Here is a 14500-nt window from a genome sequence, read left to right on the forward strand (position 1 = left end):
CCGGTGACCCCTTCCCAGGTCACCGGGGTTTCGCGCTGCCACACACCCCACTATAAACGTGATGTATACGTGCTATGTATAGTCCTCGGCGTACCGCACACCTGTGCGGAGATTTCCGCACAGAGGAGTGGTGTGCCGTGTCGAAGAAGACGACCGTGCTCGGAGGCGGGTTGGCCGCCGCACTGGTGACGACGCTCACACTGGCGCTCAGCGGGTGCTCGATGGAGACGACGGCCCCGGGCTCGGCACGGCAGGACGCGGCGTCCGACGCCAAGGGCTCCTTCGGGCGGGCGGACTGCCGCAAGGCGAAGTGCATCGCCCTCACCTTCGACGCCGGGCCGGGCAAGGACACCCCGGAGCTGCTGGACATCCTGAAGGAGAAGAAGGTCCACGCGACCTTCTTCCTGCTGGGCAAGCACCACGTCCTCAAGCACCCGGACACCGTGCGGCGCATCCAGGACGAGGGCCACGAGGTGGCCAACCACACCTGGACGCACAAGATCCTCACCGACGAGGAACCGGACGCCATACGGGCCGAGCTGGAGAAGACCCAGGTGGCGATCGAGAAGGTCACCGGCGAGAAGCCCCGGCTGATGCGCCCGCCGCAGGGCCGCACCGACGACAAGGTCTCCGAGATCAGCAAGGAGTTGGGGCTCTCCCAGGTGCTGTGGAGCGCCACCGCCAAGGACTACTCGACGAACGACTCGGCACTGATCACGAAGCGGATCGTGGACCAGGCGAGCAAGGACGGCATCATCCTGCTGCACGACATATACAAGGGCACCGTGCCCGCCGTGCCGGGGATCATCGACGCGCTCCAGAAGGACGGCTACACCTTCGTGACCGTCCCTGAGCTGATGGCCCCGGCGGTGCCGGAGCCGGGCACGATCTACCGCCCCTGAGCACCGCGATGCCGTACATGCGGAACGGCCCGCCCCCGGTCGACTCGGGAAGCGGGCCGTCCGTACCGGCCACGTACCTGATGCCGCGCCCGTCACCGCGTGGCGGTCAGGCCGCGGCCGGGATCCTCTCCTCCGCCCGGGCCGAGGCCGGGGAGAGGGCGATCTCCAGCACCTGTCGGACGTCGGTGACCGGGTGGACGTCCAGCTTCTCCAGCACCTCGGCCGGGACGTCGTCCAGGTCGGCCTCGTTGCGCTGGGGGATCACCACGGTGGTGATCCCCGCCCGGTGGGCGGCCAGCAGCTTCTGCTTCAGGCCGCCGATCGGCAGCACCCGCCCGGTCAGCGACACCTCACCCGTCATCGCCACATCGGTGCGGACCAGGCGCCCGGAGAGCAGCGAGGCCAGGGCGGTCGTGAGCGTGATGCCGGCGCTCGGGCCGTCCTTCGGGACCGCGCCGGCCGGGAAGTGGATGTGCACGCCCCGGTCCTTGAGGTCCGCGACCGGCAGCTCCAGCTCCGCGCCGTGCGACCGCAGGAAGCTCAGCGCGATCTGCGCCGACTCCTTCATGACGTCCCCGAGCTGACCGGTCAGGGTCACTCCGGACGCCCCGGTCTCCGGGTCGGCGAGCGACGCCTCGACGAAGAGGACGTCACCGCCCGCCCCGGTCACCGCGAGCCCGGTGGCCACGCCCGGCACCGCCGTGCGGCGCTCGGCCGGGTCCTGGGCGGACTCGGGCACGTGGTGCGGGCGCCCGATGAGGCCACGCAGGTCGGCGTCGGTCACCGTGAAGGGGAGCTCGCGGTCGCCCAGTTCGTGCTGGGCCGCGACCTTGCGGAGCAGCCGGGCGACGGCCCGCTCCAGATTCCGTACGCCCGCCTCGCGGGTGTACTCGCCGGCCAGCCTGCGAAGCGCCGACTCCTCCAGGGCGACCTCGTCCTTCTCCAGTCCGGCCCGCTCCAGCTGGCGCGGGAGCAGGTGGTCCCGGGCGATGACGACCTTCTCGTCCTCGGTGTAGCCGTCGAGCCGGACCAGCTCCATGCGGTCGAGCAGAGCCTCGGGGATGGCTTCGAGCACGTTGGCGGTGGCCAGGAAGACGACGTCGCTGAGGTCGAGCTCGACCTCCAGGTAGTGGTCGCGGAAGGTGTGGTTCTGCGCGGGGTCCAGGACTTCGAGGAGGGCGGCGGCCGGATCGCCCCGGAAGTCGGAGCCGACCTTGTCGATCTCGTCGAGCAGGACGACCGGGTTCATCGAACCGGCCTCCTTGATCGCCCGCACGATACGTCCGGGGAGGGCGCCCACGTACGTACGCCGGTGGCCCCGGATCTCCGCCTCGTCCCGGACACCGCCGAGCGCGACGCGGACGAACTTACGGCCCATGGCGTGCGCGACGGACTCCCCGAGCGAGGTCTTGCCCACGCCGGGCGGCCCGACGAGGGCCAGCACCGCACCGCCGCGGCGGCCGCCCACGACCCCCAGTCCCCGGTCGGCCCGCCGCTTGCGCACCGCGAGGTACTCGGTGATCCGCTCCTTCACGTCGGCGAGGCCGGCGTGCTCGGCGTCCAGGACCTCCTGGGCGCCGCGGATGTCGTAGGCGTCCTCGGTGCGCTCGGTCCACGGCAGTTCGAGGACGGTGTCCAGCCAGGTGCGGATCCAGGAGCCCTCCGGCGACTGGTCACTCGCCCGCTCCAGCTTCTCGACCTCCTTGAGCGCCGCCGTCCGGACGTGGTCGGGCAGGTCGGCGGCCTCGACGCGAGCCCGGTAGTCGTCGGACTCGCCCTCCGGGTCGCCGTTGAGCTCGGAGAGCTCCTTGCGCACGGCGTCCAGCTGACGGCGCAGCAGGAACTCGCGCTGCTGCTTGTCGACGCCCTCCTGGACGTCCTTCGCGATGGACTCGGCGACCTCCTGCTCGGCGAGGTGCTCGCTCAGCCACTGGGTCGCGAGCTTCAGCCGCGCGACCGGGTCCACGGTCTCCAGGAGCTGGACCTTCTGCGCGGTGGTGACGAACGGCGAGTATCCGGAGTTGTCGGCGAGCGCGGAGATGTCGTCGATCTGCTGGACCCGGTCCACGACCTGCCAGGCACCGCGCTTCTTCAGCCAACTGGTGGCGAGCGCCTTGTACTCCTTGACGAGCTCGGCGGCGGAACCGGGCAGCGGCTCGGGCACGACGACGTCGAGCACGGTCCCCTCGACCCACAGCGCCCGCCCCGGCCCACTGGTCCCGGCCCCGATCCGGACCCGGTCACGGGCCCGGATGAGCGCCCCCGGGTCACCGTCGCTCAGGCGTCCGACCTGCTCGACGGTCCCGAGGACACCGGTCCCCGTGTACGTCCCGTCGATCCGCGGGACCAGCAGCACCTCGGGCTTCCCGCCACCGGGACGGGCAGCGGCCTGCGCGGCCTCGACGGCGGCGCGCACCTCGGTGTCGGACAGGTCCAGCGGCACCACCATGCCGGGCAGGACGACCTCGTCGTCGAGCGGCAGCACGGGCAGGTCGATCGGTGTGAACGCCTTGGACTCGGTAGTCATGATCTCCCCTTCGGCAGGCAAGTTGAGCTATGTGGACTCAATGGTTGTGAGCTGCCGAATGTTCCCCACGCGGTGTTCGCTCTGAGCGATCAGCTGGTCGCCATCGCCTCGCCCCCCTGTCCATGGGAGCGTCCGGCAGGGAACCGCTATTCCCCGGGGCCGCGCTCCCTGCCTGGTGAACCTCCCTGGTGGACCGGATAGCGTCCTGCCCTCGATAGGGGGTGTGAGGCTGTGCTGTGACGATGACCGTCCGCACGATGCTGCCCGTGCTCTACCTGCGCTCCCGCGCTCTCCCGGCGACCCTGGCCCGTGGTGGGAGTGGCGCTCCTGACGCTGCGCGGCGCGCACCCGGGCCGCTGACGCACACCGGCGTACGGGAGTCGGGGACCGGTCCTCACCGGCGTACGCGACCGTCGCGAGCCGGACGCCGTGAAGATCGAAACCGCTGGGAGGGAGGCTGTCACTCTCCTAAAATCCGCCCTATGGAGCCCGACACCCAGACCCACACCTGCGCCATGGTTCCCCCCGCTCCCCTCACCCTCGACCGCCGCGAAGGCCCCTTCGGCGAGGTCGTCCTGCGGGAGCGCGGGGAGCACTTCGAGATCATCGCCAACGGCTGCTTCCTGATGGACACCTCCGACGGGCGCTCCGAGCGGCTGCTGATCGACGCAGCCCTCGGCGCCCTGCCCGCCGGCCGGACCGGTCCCTCGGTGCTGATCGGCGGACTCGGGGTGGGCTTCTCGCTGGTGCGGGCCGCCGAGGAGGAGCGCTGGGGGCGGATCGTGGTCGTGGAGCGGGAGCGGGCCATCGTCGACTGGCACCGGCAGGGCCCGCTGGACCGGATCTCCGGGGCGGCGCTGGCCGATCCCCGGACCGAGGTCCTCCACACGGACCTGGTCGCCCACCTCCGTACTGCCACGGAGCGTTACGACGCGCTCTGCCTGGACATCGACAACGGGCCCGACTGGACCGTCACGGAGGACAACGGGAGCCTCTACTCCCCCACCGGTCTGGCCCACTGCCACGACCGGCTGACCCCGGGCGGAGTGCTCGCCGTCTGGTCCGCGCAGCCGTCCCCGGCCTTCGAACAGGCGTTGCGGAATGCCGGGTTCAGCGGGGTTGGGACCGAAGAAGTGGCTGTTGCCCGAGGTGTGCCGGACGTGGTCCATCTCGCATCGAGGAGTCATTGACGAGGCACTGAAGGGTCCTGGAAGCCCCCTCCCGGTATGTACGGGTCCGGTGGGAGACGGGGCAACCTTCACAAGGGCGACGATCCGCCGCCCCACCGGAGCCGAACTCGCACCCCCGGGGCAATACCCTGCGTAGCCGAGAGCCCTCCGCTGCCTTTACGCTGCTGACCGGCACATAGGGATCACCCACGAAATCCACGAGCGAAGACCGTGCCTTGCGGGGGTTCGCCCCCCGCGAGAACGGGCAGGGGCGGGGCGATGGAACAGACACACACCACCCACAACGGCGTCGCGGCCACCCCAGGGGCTCAACGCCGGGTGCTGGTGGTCGAGGACGACGCCACGATCGTCGACGCCATCGCCGCCCGGCTGCGGGCGGAGGGCTTTCTGGTGCAGACCGCACTGGACGGGCCCGCGGCCGTCGACGCGGCCGAGGCATGGCAGCCCGATCTGATGGTGCTCGACATCATGCTTCCCGGCTTCGACGGCCTGGAGGTCTGCCGCCGGGTGCAGGCGCAGCGCCCGGTGCCGGTGCTGATGCTCACCGCGCGCGACGACGAGACCGACATGCTGGTCGGGCTCGGGGTCGGCGCCGACGACTACATGACCAAGCCGTTCTCCATGCGGGAGCTGGCCGCCCGGGTGCACGTCCTGCTGCGCCGGATGGAGCGCGCCGCGCTGGCCGCCGTCACCCCGCGGAGCGGGATACTGCGCCTCGGCGAACTGGAGATCGACCACGCGCAGCGCCGGGTCCGGGTCCGCGCCGAGGACGTCCACCTCACGCCGACCGAGTTCGACCTGCTGGTCTGCCTGGCGAACACCCCGCGCGCGGTGCTCTCCCGGGAGCAGTTGCTGGCCGAGGTCTGGGACTGGGCCGACGCGTCGGGCACCCGGACGGTCGACAGCCACATCAAGGCGCTGCGCCGCAAGATCGGCGCCGAGCGGATCCGTACGGTGCACGGCGTGGGCTATGCCCTGGAGACCCCGGCCCCATGACCCGGCCAGGGTCGGGGATGCGGCCCTTCTCCATCAAGGCCAAGCTGGGCACGCTCGTCGTGGTCTCGGTGTTCATCACGACCGGGCTGCTGATCGTGGCCCTGCGGACCCGGACCGAGTTCCAGTTCATCACCGTGTTCTCGGTGATCGCGACGCTGCTGATCACCCAGTTCGTGGCGCACGGTCTGACCGCGCCGCTGGACGAGATGAGGGCCGTGGCCCGGTCGATCTCGCACGGCGACTACACGCGCCGGGTGAGCGGCGCCGGGCGGCGGGACGAGCTGGGCGACCTGGCCCAGACGATCAACCGCATGGCGGACGACCTGGAGGCGGAGGACCGGCACCGCAAAGAGCTGGTCGCCAACGTCTCCCACGAGCTGCGCACCCCCATCGCGGCGCTGCGGGCCGTGCTGGAGAACGTGGTGGACGGGGTCTCGGCCGCCGATCCCGAGACGATGCGTACGGCGCTGAAGCAGACGGAGCGGCTCGGCCGGCTGGTGGAGACACTGCTGGACCTGTCCCGGCTGGACAACGGGGTGGTGACGCTCAAGGCGAGCCGCTTCGAGGTGTGGCCGTATCTCTCGGGCGTACTGAAGGAAGCCAATCTCGCCGCGTCCCAGCGACGCCTCTCGTCGGGGTCGGGCAATCACTCCCGTACCGACGTCCACCTGCATCTGGACGTCTCGCCGCCGGAGCTCACCGCGCACGCGGACGCCGAGCGGCTGCACCAGGTGGTGGCCAACCTCATCGACAACGCGGTCAGGCACAGCCCGCCGCACGGCCGGGTGACGGTCCTGGCGCGACGCGGGGCCTACCCGGAGTCGCTGGAGCTGGAGGTCATCGACGAGGGCCCCGGGATCCCGGAGGCGGAGCGGTACCGGGTCTTCGAGCGGTTCAACCGGGGCCAGGCCCCCTCACCGCACGGCCCGGGCAGCGACGGCGGTACGGGACTGGGGCTCGCGATCGCCCGCTGGGCGGTGGATCTGCACGGCGGCCGGATCGGAGTGGCCGAATCCGCTCGCGGCTGCCGCATCCAGGTCACCCTCCCGGGGTTGTCCGAGCGACACGGTTGACGACACGGTCGACCACCGTTGACATAAGGTCGAACCGGAAGGGCACGTTCTCCGTGTCCTGCCCGAAGAGGATCTCAAGGGGATACGGTCAGACGACCGTATCCACGGTCCTGCGTACCCGAAGTGCAGCGGAACCTCGCTTGTTTCCCGCCATTTCCTGCGCCGAAACCCGCGTTGCGATGTGATGTGCACGACGAAGCACCGGCCCGGTCTGCAAGGAACGGTTTGGGGGGCGTAGCCTTGATTTCCGCTGTCCATCACCTTGTGAAGCGGAAGAGGGCGGTTGCCGCCGTGTCGTCTCAGTCCCCCAGTAACTCGAGCATCTCGACCGACCAAGCCAGCCCGGGCACCAACCCGGCCGCCGCCTTCGGCGCCAATGAGTGGCTCGTCGACGAGATCTACCAGCAGTACCTCCAGGATCCCAGTTCGGTCGATCGCGCCTGGTGGGACTTCTTCGCCGACTACAAGCCGGGTTCCTCCGGCACGGCGGACAAGCCCGTTCCTGGCGCCGCAGCCTCGGGGGCTGCGGCAACCGAGACCCCGGCCGCCGCCCCTCCGGCGCAGCCCGCGGCCCCTGCCCCGGCGCAGCCCGCGGCCGCAGCTCCGACAGCCCCGGCGCAGGCCGAGCCGGTCGAGGCCAAGGCCGCCCCGGCTCCGGCCCCGGCGAAGCCCGCGGCGGCCAAGCCCGCCGCCGCGCCCGCCAAGGCCAAGGCGGAGGAGTCCACCGAGGCCCCGGCCGGCCCCGAGTACGTGGCGCTGCGCGGCCCCTCTGCCGCCGTCGCGAAGAACATGAACGCCTCGCTGGAGCTGCCGACGGCCACGTCCGTCCGCGCGGTCCCGGTGAAGCTGCTCTTCGACAACCGCATCGTCATCAACAACCACCTCAAGCGCGCCCGCGGCGGGAAGATCTCCTTCACGCACCTCATCGGGTACGCGATGGTGCAGGCCCTCAAGGCCATGCCGTCGATGAACTACTCCTTCGCGGTGAAGGACGGCAAGCCGACCCTGGTCAAGCCGGAGCACGTCAACCTCGGTCTCGCCATCGACCTGGTGAAGCCGAACGGCGACCGCCAGCTGGTCGTCGCGGCCATCAAGAAGGCCGAGACGCTCAACTTCTTCGAGTTCTGGCAGGCGTACGAGGACATCGTCCGGCGCGCCCGCATCGGCAAGCTCGGCATGGACGACTTCTCCGGCGTCACCGCCTCGCTGACCAACCCCGGCGGGATCGGCACCGTCCACTCGGTGCCCCGCCTGATGCCCGGACAGGGCCTCATCATGGGCGTCGGCGCGATGGACTACCCGGCGGAGTTCCAGGGCACCTCCCAGGACACCCTGAACAAGCTCGGCATCTCGAAGGTCATGACGCTCACGTCGACCTACGACCACCGGGTCATCCAGGGCGCGGCCTCCGGCGAGTTCCTGCGGGTCCTGAGCCAGCTGCTGCTCGGCCAGAACGATTTCTACGACGAGATCTTCAAGGCCCTGCGCATCCCGTACGAGCCGGTCCGCTGGCTCACGGACATCGACGCGTCGCACGACAGCGACGTGACGAAGGCCGCGCGGGTCTTCGAGCTGATCCACTCCTACCGGGTCCGCGGCCACGTCATGGCCGACACCGACCCGCTGGAGTACCGCCAGCGCAAGCACCCCGACCTCGACATCACCGAGCACGGCCTCACCCTGTGGGACCTGGAGCGGGACTTCGCGGTCGGCGGGTTCGCCGGCAAGTCGATGATGAAGCTCCGCGACATCCTCGGCGTGCTGCGTGAGTCGTACTGCCGCACCACCGGCATCGAGTTCATGCACATCCAGGACCCGAAGCAGCGCAAGTGGCTCCAGGACCGTGTGGAGCGGCCCCGCACCCAGCAGCCCGAGCGCGAGGAGCAGCTGCGCATCCTGCGTCGGCTGAACGCGGCCGAGGCGTTCGAGACGTTCCTGCAGACCAAGTACGTCGGTCAGAAGCGGTTCTCGCTGGAGGGCGGCGAGTCCGTCATCCCGCTGCTCGACGCGGTCATCGACTCCGCCGCCGAGGCCCGCCTCGACGAGGTCGTCATCGGCATGGCCCACCGCGGCCGGCTGAACGTGCTGGCGAACATCGTCGGCAAGTCGTACGCGCAGATCTTCCGGGAGTTCGAGGGCAACCTCGACCCGCGCTCCATGCACGGCTCCGGCGACGTCAAGTACCACCTGGGCGCCGAGGGCACCTTCACCGGTCTGGACGGCGAGCAGATCAAGGTCTCGCTGGCCGCCAACCCCTCGCACCTGGAGGCGGTCGACCCGGTCCTGGAGGGCATCGCCCGCGCCAAGCAGGACATCATCAACAAGGGCGGCACGGACTTCACGGTCCTGCCGATCGCGCTCCACGGCGACGCGGCCTTCGCGGGCCAGGGCGTCGTCGCCGAGACGCTCAACATGTCGCAGCTGCGCGGCTACCGCACCGGCGGCACCGTGCACGTGGTGATCAACAACCAGGTCGGCTTCACCGCCGCCCCGGAGTCCTCGCGCTCCTCGATGTACGCCACCGACGTGGCGCGCATGATCGAGGCGCCGATCATCCACGTCAACGGTGACGACCCGGAAGCCGTGGTCCGCGTCGCACGGCTCGCCTTCGAGTTCCGGCAGGCGTTCAACAAGGACGTCGTGATCGACCTCATCTGCTACCGCCGCCGCGGTCACAACGAGGGCGACAACCCGGAGTTCACCAACCCGCAGATGTACACCCTGATCGACAAGAAGCGCTCGGTGCGCAAGCTCTACACCGAGTCCCTCATCGGTCGCGGCGACATCACGCTGGAAGAGGCGGAGCAGGCGCTCCAGGACTTCCAGGGTCAGCTGGAGAAGGTCTTCGCCGAGGTCCGCGAGGCCACCTCGCAGCCCGCCGCCCCGCACGTCCCGGAGCCGCAGGCCGCGTTCCCGGTCGCCGTGGAGACCGCGGTCTCCGCCGAGGTCGTGAAGCGGATCGCCGAGTCCCAGGTCAACATCCCCGAGTCGATCACCGTCCACCCCCGTCTGATGCCGCAGATGCAGCGTCGCGCGGCCTCGGTGGAGAACGGCACGATCGACTGGGGCATGGGCGAGACCCTGGCCATCGGTTCGCTGCTGATGGAGGGCACCCCGGTCCGGCTCGCCGGCCAGGACACCCGCCGCGGCACGTTCGGCCAGCGCCACGCGGTGCTGGTGGACCAGGTCACCGGCGAGGACTACACCCCGCTGCTGTACCTCACCGAGGACCAGGCCCGTTACAACGTCTACGACTCGCTGCTCAGCGAGTACGCGGCGATGGGCTTCGAGTACGGCTACTCGCTGGCCCGCCCGGAGTCGCTGGTCATCTGGGAGGCCCAGTTCGGTGACTTCGTCAACGGCGCCCAGACCGTCGTGGACGAGTTCATCTCCTCGGCCGAGCAGAAGTGGGGCCAGACCTCCGGCGTCACGCTGCTGCTGCCGCACGGCTACGAGGGCCAGGGCCCGGACCACAGCTCCGCCCGCCCGGAGCGCTTCCTCCAGATGTGCGCGCAGGACAACATGACGGTCGCGATGCCGACCCTGCCGTCGAACTACTTCCACCTGCTGCGCTGGCAGGTGCACAACCCGCACCACAAGCCGTTGATCGTCTTCACCCCGAAGTCGATGCTGCGTCTGAAGGCCGCGGCGTCGAAGATCGAGGAGTTCACCGTCGGCGGCTTCCGCCCGGTGATCGGCGACGACAGCGTCAAGGCGGAGAACGTCCGCAAGGTCGTGTTCGTCTCGGGCAAGCTCTACTACGACCTGGACGCCGAGCGGGAGAAGCGCGGCGACACGGAGACCGCGATCATCAGGCTGGAGCGCCTGTACCCGCTGCCGGGTGCGGAGATCCAGGCGGAGATCGCCAAGTACCCGAACGCCGAGAAGTACCTCTGGGCCCAGGAGGAGCCGGCCAACCAGGGTGCGTGGCCGTTCATCGCGCTCAACCTGATCGACCACCTGGACCTGGCCGTCGGCGCGGACGTGCCGCACGGCGAGCGACTGCGCCGCATCTCGCGGCCGCACGGCTCGTCCCCGGCGGTCGGCTCGGCCAAGCGTCACCAGGCGGAGCAGACTCAGCTGGTCAACGAGGTCTTCGAGGCCTGAGGACCGTACAGCTGAACACCTCGGGGACCCGGTTCCGCGCTCGTCGCGGGGCCGGGTCTCCGGCGTATCGGAGGCCTCCGGGCCTCGCTATCCTTTTCCCATGTACTTCACGGACCGTGGCATCGAGGAACTGGAGAAGCGGCGCGGCGAGGAGGAGGTCACCTTCGAGTGGCTCGCCGAGCAGCTGCGTACGTTCGTCGATCTCAACCCCGACTTCGAGGTACCGGTCGAGCGCCTCGCCACCTGGCTGGCCCGGCTGGACGACGAGGACGACGAGGACGCCTAAGCCCGGGTCGTCTCAGGGCCTCTCCGCGCCCGCCCTGGCCCGGTGGTAGGCGAGCCCCAGCGCGCCCTGCGCCAGGAGGACCGCCCCGGCGGCCACCCATCCCCCACTGCGGCGGCGGGCGCCCCACAGCAGCAGCGGGAGCCCCGCCGCGAGCTGGGCGGCGGCGATGGCACGGGCCCGGGGGCCGCGCACCCAGGGGCCGAGGCTGCCGGCCTCGACGGCGTCGAGTTCGACCCGTACGGCATCGCGCCAGCCCGCCCACTCGATGCGTTCCGCCCCGCGCTGCACCCCGGCGACGCTGCGCAGCCGGTCGGCGCTCTGGCCCGGGCCGAGCCCGGTCGGCAGGGTGAGTCCCGTACGGGTCAGGACCGCGAGCAGGCCGCGCAGCCGGGCCTCGGCGTCCGACTCCGGGTCGGGCCGGGTCAGCTCCTCCAGCTCCTGGAGGTCCAGTACGGGGTCGAGGCCGAGCCGGGCCGCGAAGGTGCGCATCGCCTCGTCCTCGCCCACCGGCGTGCCGTCGGTCAGCCAGACGTAGCCGACGGGGCGGCGGAATCCGGCGGCGAGGGTGTAGCCGGCCCGGTCGGCGTCCCACCACAGGGCGAGCACCGGCCAGCTGGAGCCGACGGCCAGGGCGGTGGCCCAGCCGCCGAGGACCCGGTCGACCGGCTCGGGGTCACCGCCGCCGGAGGGGCCGGCGACCCGCCAGGGCTTCCCCTCCGGAACGAGAACGCTCCACTCCGCGCCCGCGCGCGTCAGCAGCATCCGCTCACGCAGCAGGTGGGCGAGCGGCCGTACGGTCTCGGGGTCGGCGCGGCACAGCAGGAGCGCCCCCGTGGATGTCGCGTTCATGGGCCACACGCTAGGGCAATTTGCCACATTCTGTTGCCTTTTGGTCGCCTGAGGTGCTCACGAGTGGCGCTTGACTTCCTCGATCCGCGATATATCGTGTTCTTTACGAGACGCGATATGTTGCGTTGCTGTTATCTCCGGGAGGTCCTGTCCATGGCCGTGTCGAAGCGGACCGTCGCCGAGCCGCAGAAGCTCACGTTCGACGACCCGGTGACCTCGCTCCACGTCCGCGTCGTCGGCGGCACGGTCAACGTGGTCGGCACCGATGAGCCGGGCGCCCGGCTGGAGGTCTCCGCCATCGAGGGGCCGCCGCTCCTCGTCACCCACGAGGACGGCCGCCTGACCGTGACGTACGAGGACCTCCCCTGGCAGGACCTCCTGCGCTGGCTCGATCCCAACGGGCGCCGCCGCAGCGCGGTCGTCTCGCTGGTCGTGCCCGCCGCCGCCTCGGTGGAGGTGGGCGTGGTCGGCGCCGGGGCCGTCGTCTCCGGGATCGGCGGCCGCACCGACGTACGCGGCATCACCGGGGACATCGCGCTCGTCGGGCTGACCGGCGCCGTCCGGGGGGACTCCGTCTCGGGCAGTCTGGAGGCCCAGAGCGTCACCGGGGACCTGCGCTTCCACTCCGTGGCCGGTGATCTGACGGTGGTGGACGGGGCGGGCACCTCGGTCAGGGCCGAGTCGATCAGCGGTGACATGGTGCTGGACGTCGACCCTTCGGGGAAGCCCACCGACATCCGGCTGACCACGGTCTCCGGCGCGATCGCGATCCGCCTGCCGCACCCGGCGGACGCCAGGGTCGAGGCCAACACCGCGAGCGGGACCGTCTCCAACGCCTTCGAGGACCTCCGGGTCGGCGGGCAGTGGGGCGCGAAGAAGATCACCGGCACGCTCGGCGCCGGCACGGGGACCCTGAGGGCGACGACCGTGTCCGGTTCGATCGCCCTGCTGCGCAGGCCCCCGGCCGAGGACGACACGCACGGTGCCGAGCCGACCGGAAAGGTTCTCTGACATGGCCCCCGTATTCGCCCACGGCCGACTGCGCCTGTATCTGCTCAAGCTCCTGGACGAGGCGCCGCGCCACGGCTACGAGGTGATCCGCCTCCTGGAGGAGCGCTTCCAGGGCCTGTACGCCCCCTCCGCGGGCACCGTCTACCCCCGTCTGGCCAAGCTGGAGGCCGAGGGCCTGGTCACCCACGCCACCGAGGGCGGCCGCAAGGTCTACTCGATCACCGACGCCGGACGCGCCGAGCTGGCGGGCCGCGGCGGCGAACTGGCCGACCTGGAGCTGGAGATCCGCGACTCCCTCGCCGAGCTGGCCGCCGAGATACGCGACGACGTGCGCGGGGCCGCGGGCCGGCTCCGCAGCGACATGCGGGCGGCCGCCTCCGAGTCCCGGCAGGACACGGGGAGCGGCACCACCCAGGACAAGCCGTCCTCGCCCTTCGGAGACTTCACGGGCTTCGGCGATTTCGGCGGCCTGGGCGACTTCGGCGACGGCGAGGCGTGGCGCAACGCCAAGGAGGAGCTGCGCCGGGCCAAGCAGGAGTGGAAGGAGCAGGCACGGCGGGCGGAGGACGAGTCCCGGCGCGCCCGCGAGGAGGCCCAGCAGGCCCGCCGCCAGGCCAAGGAGGCGCAGGACAAAGCCCGCGAGCAGATGCAGAACGCCGCCCGTCAGGTGCAGGAGCACTTCGCCCGGGGCGACTGGCCCTCCGGCGTACGGGAGGGGCTGGCCGAGATCACCGGACAGCTCGGCGGCTTCGCGCGGGCGGGCGGCTGGTCCTCGTTCGGCAGGCCCGGGCCGTTCGACGCCGAGGGTGCCGAGGCGACGGAGGCCGCGGAGGGCGGCCCGGCGGCGGAGCCCCGGGAGGCCGCCTCCGACTGGGGCAAGGACGTCCCGGTCACGGACGACCCGGCGCGCGACCTGGACCGCCTGCTGGACCGGTTCCGCGACACCGTCCGGGACACGGCCCGCGACCACGGCGTGACGGGGGACCAGGTGGCCGAGGCCCGCGGCCACCTGGGCGCGGCGGCGGCGCGGATCGAGGCGCTGCTGACGCCGGAGGACGACGAGAAGGGCTGAGGACGACGCCGGGGGGCGGGCGCATCGCGTACGAGGCGCCCAGGGGCGGCCACTTGCCGTACGCGGCGTCCGCCCCCGCTCGCGCTGCCCGCGCCCTCACCCCGCCTGGCGTGCCCCTGCCCGTCGGCCTCGGGCCCGTACAGCGCGCGGTGCACGGTCGCGTACGTCGCCCCGTGCTCGGCGAGGACGTCGGCGACCGCCCGCACCACGGCTCCCTTTACGGTCGCGCGGGCTCCTTGAGTGAACCGTTCGAACATCAGCGCCTCCCGTACTTCTTGTGCACGGCCTGCCGGCTGACGCCCAGCTCGGCGGCGATCTCCTGCCACGACCATCCCTGGACGCGGGCACTGCGCACCTGTACGGCTTCGAGCTGCTCCAGCAGCCGCCGCAGCGCGGCCACCGCCCGCAGCCCGACGCGCGGGTCGCGGTCACCGGCGCGTGCGGCCAGATCCGTTGCTTCGGTCATGACGTCAACCTACATTGACAG

At 71.1% G+C, this 14500-nt stretch carries 11 protein-coding genes and 1 pseudogene; 8 read left to right on the plus strand and 4 right to left on the minus strand.

Going from position 1 to position 14500, the window contains the following annotated elements; translation table 11 throughout:
* Positions 1-137 precede the first annotated feature (137 nt).
* Positions 138-902: a polysaccharide deacetylase family protein gene (locus AMK21_RS15985; protein ID WP_073878408.1), complete on the plus strand. Its 765-nt coding sequence runs from the start codon at positions 138-140 to the stop codon at positions 900-902.
* 106 nt (positions 903-1008) lie between these two features.
* On the opposite strand, the gene lon is transcribed toward AMK21_RS15985, so the two are convergent.
* A complete protein-coding gene (lon, locus tag AMK21_RS15990; RefSeq protein WP_073878410.1) occupies positions 1009-3429 on the minus strand; it encodes an endopeptidase La in 2421 nt (806 codons plus the stop codon).
* Positions 3430-3911: 482 nt separating this feature from the next.
* Here lon and AMK21_RS15995 point away from each other — a divergent pair, with 482 nt between their 5' ends.
* The 5 genes from AMK21_RS15995 to AMK21_RS16015 all read left to right on the plus strand — a co-directional run bounded on the left by AMK21_RS15995 (position 3912) and on the right by AMK21_RS16015 (position 11081).
* The gene (locus AMK21_RS15995; RefSeq protein WP_073878412.1) at positions 3912-4619 is read left to right on the plus strand and encodes a spermidine synthase; all 708 of its coding nucleotides are present in this window, start codon (positions 3912-3914) and stop codon (positions 4617-4619) included.
* Positions 4620-4877: 258 nt separating this feature from the next.
* Complete coding sequence (locus AMK21_RS16000) at positions 4878-5615, plus strand: response regulator transcription factor (protein ID WP_073878414.1); 738 nt, start codon at positions 4878-4880, stop codon at positions 5613-5615.
* Complete coding sequence (locus tag AMK21_RS16005; protein WP_073878416.1) at positions 5612-6688, plus strand: HAMP domain-containing sensor histidine kinase; 1077 nt, start codon at positions 5612-5614, stop codon at positions 6686-6688. Before AMK21_RS16000 ends, AMK21_RS16005 begins: the two co-directional genes overlap by 4 nt.
* Positions 6689-6979: 291 nt before the next feature.
* Positions 6980-10795: a multifunctional oxoglutarate decarboxylase/oxoglutarate dehydrogenase thiamine pyrophosphate-binding subunit/dihydrolipoyllysine-residue succinyltransferase subunit gene (locus AMK21_RS16010; RefSeq protein WP_073878418.1), complete on the plus strand. Its 3816-nt coding sequence runs from the start codon at positions 6980-6982 to the stop codon at positions 10793-10795.
* Between the two features lie 100 nt (positions 10796-10895).
* The gene (locus AMK21_RS16015) at positions 10896-11081 is read left to right on the plus strand and encodes a DUF6104 family protein (protein WP_003966321.1); all 186 of its coding nucleotides are present in this window, start codon (positions 10896-10898) and stop codon (positions 11079-11081) included.
* 12 nt (positions 11082-11093) lie between these two features.
* Here AMK21_RS16015 and AMK21_RS16020 read toward each other — a convergent pair whose 3' ends face one another.
* Positions 11094-11930, minus strand: a complete 837-nt coding sequence (locus AMK21_RS16020) for a hypothetical protein (RefSeq protein ID WP_073878420.1) — start codon at positions 11928-11930, stop codon at positions 11094-11096.
* A gap of 153 nt (positions 11931-12083) precedes the next feature.
* Here AMK21_RS16020 and AMK21_RS16025 point away from each other — a divergent pair, with 153 nt between their 5' ends.
* Together AMK21_RS16025 and AMK21_RS16030 are read left to right on the plus strand one after the other, a co-directional pair.
* Positions 12084-12941, plus strand: a complete 858-nt coding sequence (locus tag AMK21_RS16025) for a DUF4097 family beta strand repeat-containing protein (protein WP_158070720.1) — start codon at positions 12084-12086, stop codon at positions 12939-12941.
* Position 12942: 1 nt separating this feature from the next.
* The gene (locus tag AMK21_RS16030) at positions 12943-14013 is read left to right on the plus strand and encodes a PadR family transcriptional regulator (RefSeq protein ID WP_073878422.1); all 1071 of its coding nucleotides are present in this window, start codon (positions 12943-12945) and stop codon (positions 14011-14013) included.
* Positions 14014-14111: 98 nt separating this feature from the next.
* Here AMK21_RS16030 and AMK21_RS36885 read toward each other — a convergent pair.
* A pseudogene (locus tag AMK21_RS36885) lies at positions 14112-14210 on the minus strand (peptidase); the annotation flags it as partial.
* A 59-nt stretch (positions 14211-14269) separates the two neighbouring features.
* Positions 14270-14479: a sigma factor-like helix-turn-helix DNA-binding protein gene (locus tag AMK21_RS16040; protein ID WP_006127526.1), complete on the minus strand. Its 210-nt coding sequence runs from the start codon at positions 14477-14479 to the stop codon at positions 14270-14272.
* Between the last annotated feature and the right edge of the window lie 21 nt (positions 14480-14500).

The organism is Streptomyces sp. CB00316 (assembly GCF_001905595.1).
Taxonomy (GTDB): Bacteria; Actinomycetota; Actinomycetes; order Streptomycetales; family Streptomycetaceae; genus Streptomyces.

Coding starts and splice junctions, on each gene's coding strand:
- lon (WP_073878410.1), bottom strand. CDS start 3,429: ATGACTACCGAGTCCAAGGCGTTCACACCGATCGACCTGCCCGTGCTG.
- AMK21_RS15995 (WP_073878412.1), top strand. CDS start 3,912: ATGGAGCCCGACACCCAGACCCACACCTGCGCCATGGTTCCCCCCGCT.
- AMK21_RS16000 (WP_073878414.1), top strand. CDS start 4,878: ATGGAACAGACACACACCACCCACAACGGCGTCGCGGCCACCCCAGGG.
- AMK21_RS16005 (WP_073878416.1), top strand. CDS start 5,612: ATGACCCGGCCAGGGTCGGGGATGCGGCCCTTCTCCATCAAGGCCAAG.
- AMK21_RS16015 (WP_003966321.1), top strand. CDS start 10,896: ATGTACTTCACGGACCGTGGCATCGAGGAACTGGAGAAGCGGCGCGGC.
- AMK21_RS16020 (WP_073878420.1), bottom strand. CDS start 11,930: ATGAACGCGACATCCACGGGGGCGCTCCTGCTGTGCCGCGCCGACCCC.
- AMK21_RS16025 (WP_158070720.1), top strand. CDS start 12,084: ATGGCCGTGTCGAAGCGGACCGTCGCCGAGCCGCAGAAGCTCACGTTC.
- AMK21_RS16030 (WP_073878422.1), top strand. CDS start 12,943: ATGGCCCCCGTATTCGCCCACGGCCGACTGCGCCTGTATCTGCTCAAG.
- AMK21_RS16040 (WP_006127526.1), bottom strand. CDS start 14,479: ATGACCGAAGCAACGGATCTGGCCGCACGCGCCGGTGACCGCGACCCG.